Genomic DNA, 15,783 nt, shown 5'->3' on the forward strand with positions numbered 1-15,783 from the left:
TGATCTGAGATGTGCGGCATCAACGGCATTCATGCCTTTCACTACGCGGCCAATCCGGTCGATCGCTCGGAGCTGATCCGCACGCGCGACCACATGGCGCCGCGCGGGCCCGATGGCGCAGAGGCTTGGTTCTCCGAAGACGGCCGCGTGGCGCTCGGACATCGGCGCCTGTCGATCATCGACTTGTCGGATGCTGGCACGCAGCCGATGGCGAGCTCCGACGGGCGCCTTGTCGTGACCTTCAACGGTGAAATCTACAATTTTCGTGCCCTGCGCGCGGATCTCGAAGCCAAGGGCCACGTCTTCGTCAGTCAGTCGGACACCGAGGTCCTGCTCCATCTCTATGCGAGCAGGGGCGAAGCCATGGTGCATGATCTCAGGGGGATGTTCGCCTTCGCTATCTGGGACAGCACGCGACAGGTGCTTTTCCTGGCGCGCGATCCCTACGGCATCAAGCCGCTCTACTATGCCGATGATGGGTGGACATTTCGGTTTGCCTCCCAAGTGAAGGCTCTGCTTGCCGGTGGCGCCATCTCCCGCGATCCCGATCCGGCCGGTCAGGTCGGCTTCTATCTATGGGGCAGTGTCCCCGAGCCCTTCACCACATGCGAGGCCATCCGCGCGCTGCCGGCCGGCTGCACCCTCACCGTCGACCGCATCGGCGCACGCGAGCCGCGTCGCTATCATTCCATCGCCGCGGTCTATCGCGAGGCCGATGCGCTGAGGCTGCCCCGACATGACGCCAGCGATGTCCGTGCAGAGTTGCGCGATGCCCTTGCGGACAGCGTGCGCCATCATCTGGTCGCCGATGTGCCGGTCGGCGCATTCCTTTCAGCCGGTATCGATTCCGGTGCGCTCGTCGGCCTCATGCGCAGTGTCGGCCAGCAGAGCATCCAGACGGTCACACTGGCGTTCGAGGAGTTTCGAGGACGCCCCGAGGATGAGTCACTGCTCGCCGCAGGTGTCGCGCGGGCCTTTGAGACACAACATACGACGCGCGTGGTGACGCAAGCGGAATTCGAGGCCGACCTGCCGCGGATTCTGGACGCGATGGACCAGCCGACAATCGATGGGATCAATACCTGGTTCGTGGCCAAGGCGGCACGCGAGCTCGGCCTAAAGGTTGCCATTTCAGGATTGGGCGGTGACGAGCTTTTCGGCGGCTATCCGTCGTTCCGCGACATTCCGCGATGGGTGAAACTGCTGGCGGTACCGTCGCACGTGCCCGGCTTTGGTCGCGTTGCCCGCCGGCTCTCTCAGCCTCTGGTCTCCGCCGTCGGTTTCAGCCCGAAGGTTCCAGGGCTCCTGGAATACGGCGGCACGTACGCCGGAGCCTATCTCGTGCGCCGCGGTCTCTTCATGCCGTGGGAACTGAGGCAGCTACTCGACCCTGATGTCGTCCATAGAGGTCTTCGTCGTCTCGCGCCGCTCGCCCGTGTCGAGGCTGAACTACCGCCGGCGCCGGCCAGTGCGCACGCCAAGGTCGCTTCGCTCGAATCGTCGCTCTACATGCGCAATCAGCTCTTGCGCGACACGGACTGGGCAAGCATGGCGCATTCGCTCGAGGTGCGCGTGCCGCTCGTCGACAGCGCGCTTCTACAGACGGTTGCCACCGCACGAGCGGCGGCGCCGGCGCAGGTGGGCAAGGAGCTGCTCGCCGAGAGCCCGAACGTGCCTCTGCCAACCGCTATCCGAGAGCGTGCCAAAACGGGCTTCACGACGCCGATTGGCCGCTGGATACGCGATGCGCGATTGGGCGCAGCGGCGAGGCGCGAACGTGGCTTGCTTGAAAATGCGCACTGGTCTCGGCAGTGGGCCGAGCGTCTCGCGGCGATCTGAGTGATGGAAGTCCTCGCCCTTCTCTCTGACGGCTTCGGGGCTGTCGGCGGCATTGCGCGCTACAATCAGGCTTTGATGACGGCACTCGGCGCGTGCCCGCATATTTCGGGCGTCACGATCCTGCCGCGCTTCGGCACGCCGACGTCTCCCTTGCCGGACGGCGTGGTCCAGCAGCCAGCCGCCGGGAAGTTCGCCTGGGCCGCTCGCGCACTGGCTTCGGCCGCGCGACAGAAGTTCGATCTCGTGTTTTGCGGGCATCTGAATACAGTCGTTCTTGCCGCAGCTATCGCCAAGGCCCGGCACATTCCGCTCTGGGTGCAAGTGCACGGCATCGAGGCTTGGGAGCCGCGCGGACGCGCGGTGCGCGCCGGGCTCGAAGCTGCGACGATAGTGACTTCCGTGAGCCGATACACGCGCCGCCGCCTGCTCTCCTGGAGCGACATTTCGCCGGATCGCGTCCGCGTCCTGCCGAATACGTTTACGGTGAGTTTCGTGCCGCGCAGCCGCAACACGGCGCTCGCCGAGCATTTGGGACTAGCCGGCAAACGCATCGTCCTTACTGTCGGGCGGCTTTCGGCTACTGAACGCTACAAGGGGCACGACCGCATTATTAGAGCCCTTCCCGAAGTTCTCCGGCAGGTGCCGGACGCCGCGTACCTGATTGTAGGAACCGGGGACGATCGCTCCCGCCTCGAGAAGCTCGCTATCGACGAAGGCGTTGCGCATGTCGTCAAGTTTGCCGGGGAAGTTCCCGAGGCCGATCTGCCTGATCATTTCGCGGTCGCAGATCTCTTTGCCATGCCCAGCACTGGCGAGGGCTTTGGCATAGTCTTTCTCGAAGCTGCCGCCTCGGGCCTGCCGGTGATCGGCGGCAATAGAGATGGCAGTTGCGACGCGCTCGCTGACGGCGCTATCGGTTGCGCTGTCGATCCAGATGATCGCGCTCAACTCGTCGAGGCGATCAGCGCGGCATTGCAGGGGCGCCAGGTCTCGCAGCCAGATGCCGTCTCGCGTTTCGCGATCGAAAATTTCGCAAGTCACGTCGATGAACTCGTTCGATCGCTTGCCCACTGACGGCGCGCGCGCAGTGCCCATCGCGGAAGATGCGCGATCCACTGCCTCCGCGGGCGCCCAGCCCGAGCGGCTTCTCATCCTCGAGGCCGGGCGCACCGAGCGCAACTATTGGCGGGACCTCTGGTACTATCGCGAGCTGTTCGCGATGCTCGCCTGGCGCGACGTCTCCGTCCGCTACAAGCAGACCGTGATCGGCATCGTCTGGGCCATCGTTCGCCCGCTGCTGACCATGGTCGTGTTCACGATCGTCTTCGGCAATCTCGCGAAATTGCCAAGCGACGGCGCGGTGCCGTATCCCGTTCTCGTCTTCGCCGGAATGCTGCCGTGGTTCCTGTTCTCGAGCATTCTCTCCGATGCCTCCAACAGCATCGTCTCGAACGCGAACCTGATCTCGAAAGTCTACTTCCCGCGCCTCATCGTGCCGTCGGCTGCAGGCGTCGTCGCATTGGTGGACTTCGCGATCAACATCGTGATCCTGTTCGCGATCATGGCCTGGTACGGCTTCATGCCGAACTGGCAGATCGTGTTCCTGCCGCTCTTCGTCGTGCTTGCCGTGCTGGCAAGTCTCGGCCCCGCGCTCTTCATCACGGCCCTCAATGTCAAGTACCGTGACTTCCGTTTCATCATCCCGTTCATCGTCCAGTTCGGGCTCTACGTCTCGCCCGTCGGCTTTTCGAGCGCCGTCGTCCCCGACGCGTGGCGCTTCTGGTACAGCCTCAATCCGGTGGTCGGCGTCATCGACGGCTTCCGCTGGTGCCTTCTCGGCGGCGAGAGCCAGCTCTATATGCCTGGGTTCCTCGCGAGCCTCGCCGTCGTCGCGGTTATGCTGTGGCTCGGCATCCGCCATTTCCGCAAAACCGAGAAGACATTCGCGGACCTGATCTGATGTCCGACGTCGTCATCCGCGCCGATGGTCTCGGCAAGCGCTACCTGATCGGCCACGAGAGCGAGCGCGAACGCTACATCGCGCTACGCGACGTGATCGCGCGCGGGGCGCGGAACCTCATGCGCTCGGCCAGCGACATGATGCGCGGCCGCCAGCTCATCGTGGGCGACGAGGTCGAGGAGTTCTGGGCGCTCAAGGATATCGACTTCGAGATCAAGCGTGGCGAGGTGGTCGGCATCATCGGGCGCAATGGCGCCGGCAAGTCGACGCTGCTGAAGATCCTCTCGCGGATTACCGAGCCGAGCACGGGGCGCGTCGAGATCCGCGGCCGCGTGGCGAGCCTGCTCGAGGTGGGGACAGGCTTTCACCCGGAGCTGACGGGGCGCGAGAACGTCTTCCTCAATGGCGCGATCCTCGGCATGACGCGGGCGGAGATCCGGCGGAAGTTCGACGAGATCGTCGCCTTCGCGGAGATCGAGAAGTTCCTCGATACACCGGTCAAGCGCTACTCCTCGGGCATGTACGTGCGGCTCGCCTTTGCGGTGGCTGCGCATCTCGAGCCGGAGATCCTCATTGTGGATGAGGTGCTCGCGGTCGGCGATGCGGAGTTCCAGAAGAAGTGCCTTGGGAAGATGGGTGAGATGGCCCACCACGGCAGAACCGTGCTGCTCGTGAGCCACAATATGATGGCGGTCAGGCAAATGTGCCGGCGCGCAATTGTACTGCGGGCGGGCAGCATAGTGTTTGATGGCGCGGCCGACAGTGCCGTCGACAACTACGCCGTGAACCAAATCGATCGGTCCCCGCGTGAGACGTGGTTGCGTCCTGCCTCGCGGCCGATTGAAGCACTGGGATTCTCCAAGATCGACGCGACGATATCCGGTCGACAACCAGATCATGTGCTCGAATGCAAAATCGATCTTGAAAGCGTCGCGGAATTTGCATCGGCCTTCGTCGCGATTGATATCCTGGATGAGGTAGGTGTTGCTCTGATGCAGGCCTTGCCGACGGTGCAGCCCTTCATTCTGGGCAAGCCGGGAAGACATCACATAGCCCTCGACGTGCAGTTGCCGCCATTGGTTCCAGGCACCTACACAACCGAATTTTGGGTCGGTTCACACAACACGCAAACCCTGGACGTCGTGAGAGACGAAATAGCGTTCGAGGTTCTAGAGACTCCCACGCCCGGTCGTACCTTTCCTCACACGAGGGATCACGGAGCTATCGTGCCGAAATCAGTTCAGCAGTACAGTTTTCTTGGTAGTTCCGACAGGCTTACTGAAGCTCACGTATCCGAGGGGCGACGGCCGGAATGACGTTCGAGCTCCAGCATCTGGTCGATGAGCTTAAAATTTATCGACATGGCATTCAGCGCCATATGTCGGTCTTCTCTCACACGTCCCGAGGCGAAAGATTAGCGCTCTATCAACTGGCGAGTATCCTCCCGCCCAATGCACGCGCGTTGGAAATAGGATCTCACATCGGATCGTCGGCGCTCTTCATCTGCGCGGGACTGGCGCGGGTCCATGGGCATCTTGTCTGCGTGGATACGTGGATGAATGAGACCATGCCTGATGGCGCAAAGGACACCTTTGCCGAGTTCCAGGCAAACACCGCTCCGTACCGCTCTATGATTACTCAGATCCGCAAGATGAGTGGTGAAATTACGGATGCCGATATCGGCGGACCGCTTGATTTTGCCTTTATCGATGGAGATCACGGGGAGGTTGCGGTTCGAGAGGATTTTCGGCGCGTCGCTCCCTGGGTGAAGGTAGGCGGCTACATCGCTTTCCACGATTTGGATCCGCTGTTCCCCGGGGTCTCCATCGTTTTTGGTGAAGCCCTTGCCAGCGGCAGTTGGCAGATTGTGCGCATCGTACGCAGTCTCGCAGTGCTCCGTAGGGTAAGTTAGCTCGGAATGGGCAGCATCAGCGTCGTCATCTGCACGCACAACCCGCGGGCGCATTTTCTCAAGCGCGTTCTCGCTGCTCTCAGGTCGCAGACGCTGCCACGTGAGGCGTGGGAGCTCCTGGTCATCGACAATGCATCAGCGGAGCCGGTGGCAAAGCGCTTCGATCTCTCATGGCATTCGGCCGCGCGGCATGTGCGCGAGGACGAATTGGGATTGACGCCCGCCCGGCTCCGCGGCATCGCCGAGACGAATGGCGATGTGATCGTCTTCGTGGACGACGACAACGTTCTGGATGCGAACTACCTCGCAGGGGTGCGCGACATCGCCGAGCAATATCCCCATCTCGGGGTGTGGGGTGGTTCCGTCCGACCGGAATTCGAAAGCCCGCCCGAGCCGTGGACCCATGCCTTCTTCGAGTTGCTGGCGATCAGGGACGCCGACCAGGTGCGCTGGTCCAACACGCTCGATGATTGGCGTGCCCAACCTGTTGGCGCCGGTCTATGCGTTCGCAGGCCTGTGGCAACGTACTATGCCCAACGCGTGCGCACCGATCCTTTGCGCCAGTTGTTAGGCAGACGCGGCGGCTCGATGACGAGCGGCGAGGACGTGGACCTTATCTATGGCACTCGCGACCTAGGACTGGGATTCGGCACGTTTCCGCAGTTGTCGCTGATCCATTTGATGCCGGAGGATCGCCTGTCAAAGGAGAAGCTGCTGAAGTTGGTGGAGGGAATTTCGACATCCAACGTGCTTCTTAGCAACAGGTACGGCCGCAGCATCGAGGAAACGGTGTTGTGGAAGACAATGCTGCGCTCGCTGCTTCTGTTGGTGACGAAGGGCTTCAGGGAGACGCAGTTCTATCTTGCCCGCAAGCGCGGCACCAAGCGGGGCAAGGAGTTGATTGCCTCATTGCAGAGGTCGTCCGCGGCGCCGGTTTCGAGCGATCCCCGCACGTCGAGCGTTGAGATTTGAGAAAGCGCGCGATGCGCATAGCGCTCGTCTCCTACGAGTACGCCGGCGGCGTCAATAGCGGCGGCATCGGCACATATGTGCGTGCGGCGGCGGCAATGCTCGCCGCACGAGGTCACGATGTCGAGGTTTTCACGTCAGGTGACGCATTCGGCAGCCACGGGGCATCGCAGGGACATTTGGTCCACACGGTGCCCGGATCGCGCGTGAGCTTCGCCGAGGCCATCTGCCCAGTGTTCTCACGTCGTCATGAAAGTCGCCCGTTCGATGTGGTCGAGGGGCCGGAGTACGGCGCCGACGCATCAGCAGTGGCGCGGGCATTTGCGGATCTGCCATTGGTCGTCAAACTGCATGCCCCGTCCTTCACCATTCAGGCGAGCAACGACAGCTACGTCGGCATGAGGGTTCGTAGTCGATACTATCTGGGCGCGCTCCGTCGCGGGCGCTGGCCGGACAATCCATGGCAGTATGATCCAGCGCAGGATGGTGAGCGCGAGCACACGCTCGCGGCGGACGAGATTGCGGCAAACTCTCGCGCAACAGCAGAGCGCGTCGTGGAGACGTGGGGCTTGCCTGGAGACAGGACGTCGGTTGTGCCGCTCGCTTTTGCGCCACCTCGCGCGCTGCTCGAGATAGATGCCGCCAATGAGACGAAGTGCGTGCTCTTTGTGGGCAGGCTCGAAGTCCGAAAGGGCGTGATCGAGCTCGCGAAGGCCATACCGCTCGTCCACCAGGCTATGCCGGGCGTCCGATTTCGCTTTGTCGGGCGGGACCTGCCGCACCCTGCCGATCGCGTTCCCGTTTCACAGCACATTCTGAAAGCCGCCGGCACGAGCGGGACCGTGGTTCAAATCGCTGGCGGCTTACCTCACGATCGCATCCCACCCGAGCTACAGAGCTGCGATGTCTGCGTCTTTCCGAGCGACTGGGAAGCCTCGGGCTATGTCTGCCTCGAGGCCATGGCGGCGGCGCGCGGCGTGATCGGTTCGAGCGCGGGCGGCATGGCGGAGATCATCGAGCATGGACGAACGGGCCTCCTCGTGCCGCCGCGCAAGCCCAAGGCTATTGCCGAGGCGATCATCGCCCTGCTTCGCGATCCCGAGCAGCGCATTGCCATGGGGCGTGCCGCGCGAGCGCACGTGATAACCGCTTATGCTCCTGAAGTGATCGGGCCGCTCCAGGAGGCCTCCTATATGCGCGCGATCGAGCGCGCCAGAGCTCGTTGTGCAGCCTGAACGCATGGCCGTCCCCGCGCTCACTGCCATCATCTGCACGCACAATCCGCGGATAGACTACCTCGAAGCGACGCTGGCGTCTCTTCGAAGCCAAGAGCCGCTCTCGAACGCTCGCTCATGGGAGCTCATTCTCATAGACAACGCGAGCGATCTGCCACTCTCGAAGCGCGTGGATCTAAGTTGGCATCAGAATGCGCGCGTCGTTCGGGAGGATCAGCTCGGGCTCAGCCACGCCCGTCTCAGAGGTTTCCGAGAGTCCCAGGCGGAGGTCCTCGTCTACATCGACGACGATAACCTGCTCGAGCCCAGCTACCTGCGCGAGACGCTCGGAGCGTTCGATGGCGACAAGAGACTCGGCGCGGTGGGCGGAAAGTCCATTCCCCGATACGAGATCACGCCACCGGCATGGTTTGCCGGCTTGGGCATATCGCTCGCGTGCCGTGATCTCGGCGATAGACCCATGATCGCCGACTGGTCCAATAAGAAGCAAGAGGGCCGAGTCTATCCTGAGTGCGCGCCGATTGGCGCCGGCATGGGCCTCCGTCGACGCGCATATGCCGCCTATATCGATGCCGCGCACAGCGACCCGGCGAGAATGGCGCTCGGCCGGCGTGGCGGGGATCTGGCATCGGCCGAGGACAACGACATCGTGCTCACTTTGCTCGCATCTGGTTGGAAGGTTGCCTACCTCCCTCAGCTCTACCTCGAGCACTTGATCCCGGCGGGCCGCCTCTCCACGGCGTATCTCGAGAGGTACGCGTACAGTTCCAGCAAGACGTGGGTGCAGGTCCTGAATGTGCATGGCATCGCGCCGTGGCCGGCCATATCGTCCTGGACGGTCATGTTGCGCAAAGTGCGCGCCTACGTGCGCCTCAGGGCGTGGGCGTCGATCGAAAACCGGATCGGTTGGCGCGGCGCCTGCGGCTTGATCGAGGGAAGAGCTGCAATAGGTGCTCGACGTCAATGAAGGCGGCGCCTGCACTGCGGGATCTGGTACGCCGGTTGAGCCTTGGACGTGCCGCGCTCACTCTTTATCACCGCCCCATCGGCCTCGTTCGCCAGTCGATTGCCGAGGGGGGGCCATGGGAGCAGCGGCGCACAGAGATGGGGCGTCGCGAAATGATGGAGGCGGCACGAGCGCTGCCGCCTTTCGATCCGCCCGCCGTAGATCTGGGCGCGCGCGTGGTCTTCCTGAGCGGTGCGCAGTATTGGTATCAGACCCTCTTCTGCTTTGCTTCCTTGCAGCGGCAGGTGCCCGAGCGCGTCACGCCGGTCATCCACGACGACGGCACGCTGGCGGAGGAGACGCGTGCGTTGCTTCGTCGCGTCGTGCCGTGGGTCGAGTTCATCGATTGCGCTCTCGTCAACGAACGGCTGGATCGCTTGCTGCCGGCAGCATCCTATCCCTCGCTGCGCGATCGCCGTCTCAAATATTTCCATCTCCGCAAGCTGACGGACATTCATGTCTGCGCGTCGGGTTGGACACTGGTCATGGACTCCGACATGCTGTGCTTCCGGCGGCCCGATGCGCTGCTTGCGTGGTTCAGGCGCCCGCATGCCATGTTCATGCAGGACGTCCACAAGAGCTATGGCTACTCGGATGAGCTCATGTCGGCGTTGGCCACTGGCTCGGTTCCAGAGCGCGTCAACGTCGGGCTCTATGCAGTTCACAGCCCGAGCATCGATTGGGGCCGTGTCGAGTACAACTGCAGGCGCCAGATCGAGCAGGAAGGTCCACACTATCTTCAGGAGCAGGCGCTCACGGCGCTGGTTCTCTCAGGCTTCGACGCCAAGCCTCTCCCGGAAGTGGACTATGTCGTCATGCCGTCGCTGGCCGAAGGCCGGGTTCCGAGAGCCGTGTTCCATCACTATGTCGCGCAGTCGAAAAGATCGTATTTCCAGCACGGCTGGCGCCACGTCGTGAAACTCCTCGAGAGCCGGGCTGGGCTTGTCCGCGCGCATCAGAGCATCGGCGCATGACCGAGGCTTCCGTGCCGAAAGTCTCGATCCTCATGCCCTGCTACAACGCGGAGCCGTACATTGCGGAAGCGCTGGAGAGCGTGCTCGCGCAAACCTGGCCGAACCAGGAGATCATCGTCGTCGACGACGGTTCGACGGACCGATCCGTTGCCGTCGCTCAGCAGTACGCGCCGCGCGGCGTCAGTATACTTGAGCAGAGGAACGCAGGCGCGGCCGCTGCGCGCAATCGGGCACTGGACGCCAGCACCGGGGACTTCGTGCTGTTCCTTGATGCCGACGATCTTGTGGGCCGAGAGCACATCGCAAGTCTCTACGCGGCGATTGTCGGAGCGCCGCGTTGCATTGCCATGAGCCAGTGGGACCGCTTTTATACCTCGCCGTCCGAGGCCGCGTTTCCGAGCAGGCGCAGCTACCGCGACGGATCCGGCGTTGATTGGCTCGTGCAGGATTGGGCCGATGCGCAGCCGATGATGCAGCCAGGCATGTTTCTCATTCCTCGCGGATTGCCCTCGCAACTTGGTGGGTGGAATGAGCGCCTGACATTGATAGATGATTTCGAATTTTTCGCTCGCATGATCGCCGGATGCGATGGTGTGCGCTTTGCCTCGCCTGCGCGCCTGTATTACCGATCGGGTCTGCAAGGGAGCTTGTCCGGCCGAAAAAGCCGAAGGGCCGTCGAATCGGCTTTTCTTTCAATCATGCTCGGCACGCAGCATTTGCTCGCGGCAGAGGACAGCCCGCGTACGCGCCGCGCGTGCGCCAATGTTCTGCAGAACTTCGAGTACACGTACTATCCGGACCACGATGACCTGCGGGCGAGAATTTGTGCGCGCATTGCCGAGCTAGGCGGCGCCGATCTCGCGCCGGACGGCCCGCCGGGCTTTCACCGGCTTAAGCGCATCATCGGCTGGCGCGCCGCGCGCCAGGCTCAGCATTTTGCCGAGCGCCTTGGACTGAATGGTGCTTCCCGCAAGCGCTTCGTGCGCGGGCTCGGTCCACTCATTTCTCGCGAATGATGCGCATCGCACTTACAGCGGATCCGGAGATTCCCGTCCCGCCGCGGCACTACGGCGGCATCGAGCGCATCGTCGATATGCTGGCGAGGGCGCTCGTGGAGCGCGGACAAGAGGTGACGTTGTTTTCTCATCCAGCATCCGAGTGTCCCGTCCCGCGCGTGGCATGGCCGGGCGCAGACAGCTTCAGCACGAGCGACACCGTTCGCAACGCGGCGACATTGGCGCGGCATGTGATGGCGGGGCGCTTCGACATCGTGCACAGCTTTTCGCGCATCGCCTACATGATGCCGATCCTGCCGTTTCCGGTACCGAAGATCATGACCTATCAGCGTGCGATCACGCCGCGCTCGGTGAAGCTGGGACATACGCTCTCGCGCGGCACGCTCGCCTTCACCGCCATAAGTGAATGGATGATGCGCGATGTTGCAGGCATCGGGCGTTGGTACGTGGTCCCCAACGGCGTGCCGCTCGATACATACACCTTCGTTCCGCATGTCTCGGAGCGCGCCCCGCTCGTGTTCCTTGGACGTGTCGAGGAGATCAAAGGGCCGCATCTGGCGATCGAGATCGCGCGCCGTGCCGGGTGCCCACTTGTCATTGCTGGCAATATTCCAGACGAGCATCGAGCGTGGGCCGAGGCGCACGTGCTTGCTCATGTCGATGGCGAGGCGGTCCGCTACATCGGCTCGGTGGATGATGCGCAGAAGAACGCCCTGCTTGGTGCGGCCGCGGCGATGCTCATGCCAATCGTTTGGGACGAGCCGTTCGGTATCGTCATGGCTGAAGCCATGGCTTGCGGTACGCCGGTGCTGGGTCTTCGACGCGGTGCTGTGCCAGAGGTGGTGGAGGACGGCATCACAGGCTTCGTGCGTGATGACGTGGACGGGCTTGTCGCGGCGGTCCATCAGCTTTCGGACATCGACCGCGCGAACTGCCGTGCGCGTGTGGCCCAACTCTATAGTGCGGAGGCGGTCGTCGAAGGCTATCTCGGTGTCTATCGATCCGTCATCGGCGTCGGCAAGAAGGCAGTAGGAGAGCAATGCGCGTCTGCCTGATTTCGCCGGGGCATCTCTCGACGAATCCCCGTCTCGTCAAGGAAGCGCAGGCTCTCAGCGCCTCCGGTTACAATGTCAGCGTCATCTGCGGCCGATACCTCCCTTGGGGTTGGGAGCAGGATCGGGCGCTGATCGATCCGCGCTGGAATGTCTCACATGTCCCCTTCGGTCCTGCTGAAGCACCGAGACTTACGTATCTGGCGCAGACGATTAAGCGCCGTGTCGCGACATCGCTCGTCCGCGCCGGCATTGGCGCAGGCTCAATTGTCAATACTGCGCACGGATCGGTCGTTCCGGCGCTGCAGCGGGCCGCGAGCGCCGTGCCAGCCGATCTCTACATTGCTCATTACGTCGCGGCGTTGCCTGCCGCCGCACGTGCCGCGAAGAAGCACGGCGCGGACTACGCTTTCGACGCCGAGGACTTTCATCTGGGAGATGCGGCGGAGACGCCTGACAACGTGCTCGAAAGGCGCCTCATCCGCGATATCGAGCAGCGCTATCTTCCAGGTGCGGCGTACCTTACGGCCGCCTCGCCCATGATTGCCGACGCCTATGTCGAGGCCTATGCCGTCAGTCGGCCAGAGGTCGTGCTGAACGTATTCCCGCGGCGCAATGCGCCTCCCGCACCAACCGCGCGCGGGACCGCGCAGCCGGCCCCCAGCCTCTACTGGTTCTCTCAGACCATTGGATCGGGCCGCGGGCTGGAGACTGCCATCGAGGCCATCGCCCGTGCCACCACCGCGCCACACCTCTACCTGCGCGGCACACCGACCGAGGGATATGTTGGCGCGTTGCGCGCACTGGCTGGCAGGCATGGCGTCAACGATCGCCTCCACATCCTAGCGCCAGAGGTGCCGAGCGAGATGGAGCGCATCGGCGCACAGTATGATCTTGGTTATTCGGGCGAGACCGGCTTCTCGCGGAACAACTCCCTCGCTCTCGGAAACAAGCTCTTCAGCTACCTGCTCGGCGGCGTACCCATCCTGGGCTCGGACATACCCGCCCATCGGGCCCTTGCGCCGGAGTTAGGGGACGCCATGACGCTATTCCCGATCGGCAATGCAGCGGCGCTCGCAGCGGCGCTTGATCGGTATCTGCTCGATCCGGGCCGCTTGGCCGCCGCGCGCGCTCGTGCATGGCGCCTCGGACAGGAGAGATTCTGCTGGGATGTCGAGCAGCAACGCCTCCTCGAGGTCGTCGAAGGCGCGCACTCGGGAGCAAGCCCGAAGGCAGCATGATGTCGGCAGCCACAGCAGCGCTCGAGATGGTGCCTGCCCGGGCAACTGCTCACGCGGGGCCGGAGCGGACAGTGCTCATTGTGTCGCCGCATTTTCCGCCGTCCACCCTCGCCGGGGTGCATCGCGCGCGGCATCTGGCCAAGCATCTGCCGTCTCATGGCTGGCGGCCGATCGTTGTTCGCGTCGATGATACGCACTACACCGAGCGCGCCGATGCCGCTCTCGCGGCGCTCGTGCCCGCGAGTGTGCAGCAGATCCGGTGTGGCGCCATCCCCGCCTCGCTCGCGCGACTGGCGGGCATCGGCGACATCAGTCTGCGCGGATACTTTCCCCTCCGCCGAGCTATAGCGGAAGCGGTTGTGGCGTATCGCCCCCACGCGATCCTCATCACCGGCTCGCCCTACTATCCGATGCTCTTGTCCTCGTGGATCAGACAGCACGCGAAGATCCCCGTGGTGCTGGACTTCCAGGACCCATGGGTATCAGCGGAAGGTGCGATGCACCGGACGTGGACGAAAGCCGGCCTCGTACACAGGCTCGCGGTCGCTCTGGAGCCGCGAGCGGTCCGGCAGGCGGATTTCGTCACTTCGGTGTCGGCGCGCCAGAATGCGGAAATGGCTCTTCGCTATGCCTGGCTCGATCCTCGGCACATGGCTGCGATACCGATCGGCGGTGATCCCGACGACTTCGATGCCCTGCGCAGTGGACCGCCCTCCGAGCTGCAGGTGCAGTTTGATCCTGACCGCATCAATCTCAGCTATGTCGGCACGTTCCTGCCGCGCGCCGAACATTTGGTGCGCACGATACTCCGCGCAGCAAGGGCTCTGAAGCAGACGCAGCCCGAACTCGCGGCGCGCATTCGTCTGAATTTCATCGGGACCAGCAATCAGCCGGATCGCACCGAGGCTTATCGCGTCCGTCCGATCGCCGAAGAAGAGGGCGTGGGAGATCTCGTCTCGGAGACGCCGCAGCGTGTGCCGTACCTGGAGGCGTTGTACCTGTTGGCCATGTCTCATGGATTGCTGCTGATCGGCTCCGATGAACCGCACTATACGGCTTCGAAAATTTACCCGGCTCTCATGTCGGGCCGGCCCTATGTCTCACTCTTTCATCGCCAATCCAGCGCGCACGACATTCTTGCTGGAGCCGGTGGCGGACGGACCTTCTGCTTCGACACGCCGGATGACCTTGCGAATTTGGTCCGTCCGCTCGCGGGGACGCTCGCGGATCTGGCGGCGTCGCCTGGCCAGTTCGGCCGCGCGGATCCAGCCGCTTATGATGCCTACACCGCCCATAGTGTGGCCGGCGATTTCGCGCGCGTGCTCGATCAAGTCGCAAGCTCTCAGTCTCGATAATCCGGACTTCTGCAGTACATGCGTCTCGCAGTCCTGACGTCGCATCCGATCCAGTATCAAGCGCCGATATTTCGCGCGCTGGCTCAGCGTTGTGACCTCACCGTGTTCTTTGCGCATTCCGCGACATCCGCGGATCAGGCTGCAGCGGGCTTCGGTGTGACCTTCAACTGGGATGTCGACCTTCTTGCCGGCTACAAGCACGTATTTCTTCGCAACGTTGCGACGCCGCCGGGCCTCGATCGGTTTTCCGGCTGTGATACGCCCGAGATCGGCAGCCGTCTGCGCGAAGGAAATTTCGACGCTCTGCTCGTGGCTGGGTGGCACTTGAAAACATTCATCCAGGCTCTTGCTGCCGCCAAGCGCATTGGCCTTCCGGCATTGGTCCGTGGCGACAGCCAACTCGAGACGCCGCGCTCGTTCTGGAAGAGGGGCGTCAAAACGGTCGCGTATCCGGTCTTCCTTCGTCTGTTCGACGCCGCGCTCTATGTGGGCGAGCGATCGCGCGCGTACTGGGAGCACTACGGATATCCACGCCAGCGCATGTTCTTCTCGCCGCATTGCGTGGACAATGACTGGTTTGCGGCCCGCGCAACGAAGGAAGCGCGCGCTGCCTTGCGCGCCCGGCTTAGCGTCAGCGAGGAGGCCAAGGTCATTCTCTTTGCCGGCAAGCTCGTGCCCTTCAAGCGGCCTCTCGATGTCATTGACGCCGCGGGCCTGATGCGACGCGACGGTCTCAGCGTCGAAGTGATGGTGGCGGGCAGTGGTGCGCTGGCTGACGAGATGACGAACGCCGCGGCGGCGGCTGGCGTACCTCTGCATCATCTCGGGTTCTGCAACCAGACGGAGATGCCCGCGGCTTATGCAGCCTCCGACGTTCTGGCTCTGCCCTCTGACGGTCGCGAGACATGGGGGCTCGTCGCCAACGAGGCGCTCGCCGCCGGCCGACCGATCGCCCTCTCGGACGCGGTCGGCTCCGCGCCGGATCTAGCCAGCGATGGTCGTGCAGGACGCGTGTTTCCCGTGGGAAATGTCGAGGCACTCGCGGAAGCACTCGCCAATGTCATAGGTAGCCCACCGTCGGCAGCGACCATCGCGGCCAAGTCGGCGCGCTATTCCATTGGCGCTGCTGTCGACGGGATCATGGATGCTGCTGCGAGTGTCCGCAGCCGGGGCCGGATGGTTGCGCTGTGAGCACACAATTCGAAGTTCGCAGCTCATGCGATC

The 15,783-nt window shown here is 63.3% G+C and carries 14 protein-coding genes; all 14 read left to right on the plus strand.

All coding sequences use genetic code 11. From position 1 onward, the window contains the following. Positions 1-9: 9 nt before the first annotated feature. Genes asnB through CS1BSM3_RS14870 form a run of 14 tightly spaced genes read left to right on the plus strand, consistent with a single transcriptional unit; the run spans position 10 to position 15,750 of the window. A complete protein-coding gene (asnB, locus tag CS1BSM3_RS14805) occupies positions 10-1,839 on the plus strand; it encodes an asparagine synthase (glutamine-hydrolyzing) (protein WP_072387896.1) in 1,830 nt (609 codons plus the stop codon). Between the two features lie 3 nt (positions 1,840-1,842). Further along, positions 1,843-2,913: a glycosyltransferase family 4 protein gene (locus CS1BSM3_RS14810; RefSeq protein ID WP_072387897.1), complete on the plus strand. Its 1,071-nt coding sequence runs from the start codon at positions 1,843-1,845 to the stop codon at positions 2,911-2,913. Beyond that, a complete protein-coding gene (locus CS1BSM3_RS14815; protein ID WP_083528596.1) occupies positions 2,885-3,799 on the plus strand; it encodes an ABC transporter permease in 915 nt (304 codons plus the stop codon). The genes CS1BSM3_RS14810 and CS1BSM3_RS14815 overlap by 29 nt, the downstream gene beginning before the upstream one ends. Next, a complete protein-coding gene (locus CS1BSM3_RS27755; RefSeq protein WP_083528597.1) occupies positions 3,799-5,115 on the plus strand; it encodes an ABC transporter ATP-binding protein in 1,317 nt (438 codons plus the stop codon). The genes CS1BSM3_RS14815 and CS1BSM3_RS27755 overlap by 1 nt, the downstream gene beginning before the upstream one ends. Beyond that, positions 5,112-5,711 (plus strand): class I SAM-dependent methyltransferase, encoded by a 600-nt coding sequence (locus tag CS1BSM3_RS14825; protein ID WP_072387898.1) that lies wholly within the window; start codon positions 5,112-5,114, stop codon positions 5,709-5,711. The genes CS1BSM3_RS27755 and CS1BSM3_RS14825 overlap by 4 nt, the downstream gene beginning before the upstream one ends. 6 nt (positions 5,712-5,717) lie before the next feature. Then, positions 5,718-6,683, plus strand: a complete 966-nt coding sequence (locus CS1BSM3_RS14830; protein ID WP_072387900.1) for a glycosyltransferase — start codon at positions 5,718-5,720, stop codon at positions 6,681-6,683. Positions 6,684-6,694: 11 nt separating this feature from the next. Then, entirely contained in the window at positions 6,695-7,915 is a 1,221-nt protein-coding gene (locus CS1BSM3_RS14835) for a glycosyltransferase family 4 protein (protein ID WP_072387902.1), read from the plus strand. A gap of 4 nt (positions 7,916-7,919) precedes the next feature. Then, a complete protein-coding gene (locus CS1BSM3_RS14840; protein ID WP_072387903.1) occupies positions 7,920-8,882 on the plus strand; it encodes a glycosyltransferase in 963 nt (320 codons plus the stop codon). Beyond that, positions 8,879-9,895, plus strand: a complete 1,017-nt coding sequence (locus CS1BSM3_RS14845; protein ID WP_072387905.1) for a hypothetical protein — start codon at positions 8,879-8,881, stop codon at positions 9,893-9,895. The genes CS1BSM3_RS14840 and CS1BSM3_RS14845 overlap by 4 nt, the downstream gene beginning before the upstream one ends. Further along, a complete protein-coding gene (locus tag CS1BSM3_RS14850) occupies positions 9,892-10,911 on the plus strand; it encodes a glycosyltransferase family 2 protein (protein WP_072387906.1) in 1,020 nt (339 codons plus the stop codon). The genes CS1BSM3_RS14845 and CS1BSM3_RS14850 overlap by 4 nt, the downstream gene beginning before the upstream one ends. Beyond that, entirely contained in the window at positions 10,908-11,966 is a 1,059-nt protein-coding gene (locus tag CS1BSM3_RS14855; RefSeq protein ID WP_143149216.1) for a glycosyltransferase, read from the plus strand. Before CS1BSM3_RS14850 ends, CS1BSM3_RS14855 begins: the two co-directional genes overlap by 4 nt. After that, on the plus strand, positions 11,951-13,204 hold the full coding sequence (locus CS1BSM3_RS14860; RefSeq protein WP_072387908.1) for a glycosyltransferase: 1,254 nt from the start codon (positions 11,951-11,953) through the stop codon (positions 13,202-13,204). Before CS1BSM3_RS14855 ends, CS1BSM3_RS14860 begins: the two co-directional genes overlap by 16 nt. Next, positions 13,201-14,559, plus strand: a complete 1,359-nt coding sequence (locus CS1BSM3_RS14865) for a glycosyltransferase family protein (RefSeq protein ID WP_072387910.1) — start codon at positions 13,201-13,203, stop codon at positions 14,557-14,559. Before CS1BSM3_RS14860 ends, CS1BSM3_RS14865 begins: the two co-directional genes overlap by 4 nt. Before the next feature lie 18 nt (positions 14,560-14,577). Next, positions 14,578-15,750 (plus strand): glycosyltransferase family 4 protein, encoded by a 1,173-nt coding sequence (locus CS1BSM3_RS14870; protein WP_072387912.1) that lies wholly within the window; start codon positions 14,578-14,580, stop codon positions 15,748-15,750. The last annotated feature ends 33 nt before the right edge of the window (positions 15,751-15,783 follow it).

Origin of the sequence: Hyphomicrobium sp. CS1BSMeth3 (assembly GCF_900117415.1) — a bacterium.
GTDB lineage: Bacteria > Pseudomonadota > Alphaproteobacteria > Rhizobiales > Hyphomicrobiaceae.

What these genes read in the sequence shown, in the direction of transcription:
- asnB (WP_072387896.1), top strand. Translation starts at nt 10, where the DNA reads ATGTGCGGCATCAACGGCATTCATGCCTTTCACTACGCGGCCAATCCG.
- CS1BSM3_RS14810 (WP_072387897.1), top strand. Translation starts at nt 1,843, where the DNA reads ATGGAAGTCCTCGCCCTTCTCTCTGACGGCTTCGGGGCTGTCGGCGGC.
- CS1BSM3_RS14815 (WP_083528596.1), top strand. Translation starts at nt 2,885, where the DNA reads ATGAACTCGTTCGATCGCTTGCCCACTGACGGCGCGCGCGCAGTGCCC.
- CS1BSM3_RS27755 (WP_083528597.1), top strand. Translation starts at nt 3,799, where the DNA reads ATGTCCGACGTCGTCATCCGCGCCGATGGTCTCGGCAAGCGCTACCTG.
- CS1BSM3_RS14825 (WP_072387898.1), top strand. Translation starts at nt 5,112, where the DNA reads ATGACGTTCGAGCTCCAGCATCTGGTCGATGAGCTTAAAATTTATCGA.
- CS1BSM3_RS14830 (WP_072387900.1), top strand. Translation starts at nt 5,718, where the DNA reads ATGGGCAGCATCAGCGTCGTCATCTGCACGCACAACCCGCGGGCGCAT.
- CS1BSM3_RS14835 (WP_072387902.1), top strand. Translation starts at nt 6,695, where the DNA reads ATGCGCATAGCGCTCGTCTCCTACGAGTACGCCGGCGGCGTCAATAGC.
- CS1BSM3_RS14840 (WP_072387903.1), top strand. Translation starts at nt 7,920, where the DNA reads ATGGCCGTCCCCGCGCTCACTGCCATCATCTGCACGCACAATCCGCGG.
- CS1BSM3_RS14845 (WP_072387905.1), top strand. Translation starts at nt 8,879, where the DNA reads ATGAAGGCGGCGCCTGCACTGCGGGATCTGGTACGCCGGTTGAGCCTT.
- CS1BSM3_RS14850 (WP_072387906.1), top strand. Translation starts at nt 9,892, where the DNA reads ATGACCGAGGCTTCCGTGCCGAAAGTCTCGATCCTCATGCCCTGCTAC.
- CS1BSM3_RS14855 (WP_143149216.1), top strand. Translation starts at nt 10,908, where the DNA reads ATGATGCGCATCGCACTTACAGCGGATCCGGAGATTCCCGTCCCGCCG.
- CS1BSM3_RS14860 (WP_072387908.1), top strand. Translation starts at nt 11,951, where the DNA reads ATGCGCGTCTGCCTGATTTCGCCGGGGCATCTCTCGACGAATCCCCGT.
- CS1BSM3_RS14865 (WP_072387910.1), top strand. Translation starts at nt 13,201, where the DNA reads ATGATGTCGGCAGCCACAGCAGCGCTCGAGATGGTGCCTGCCCGGGCA.
- CS1BSM3_RS14870 (WP_072387912.1), top strand. Translation starts at nt 14,578, where the DNA reads ATGCGTCTCGCAGTCCTGACGTCGCATCCGATCCAGTATCAAGCGCCG.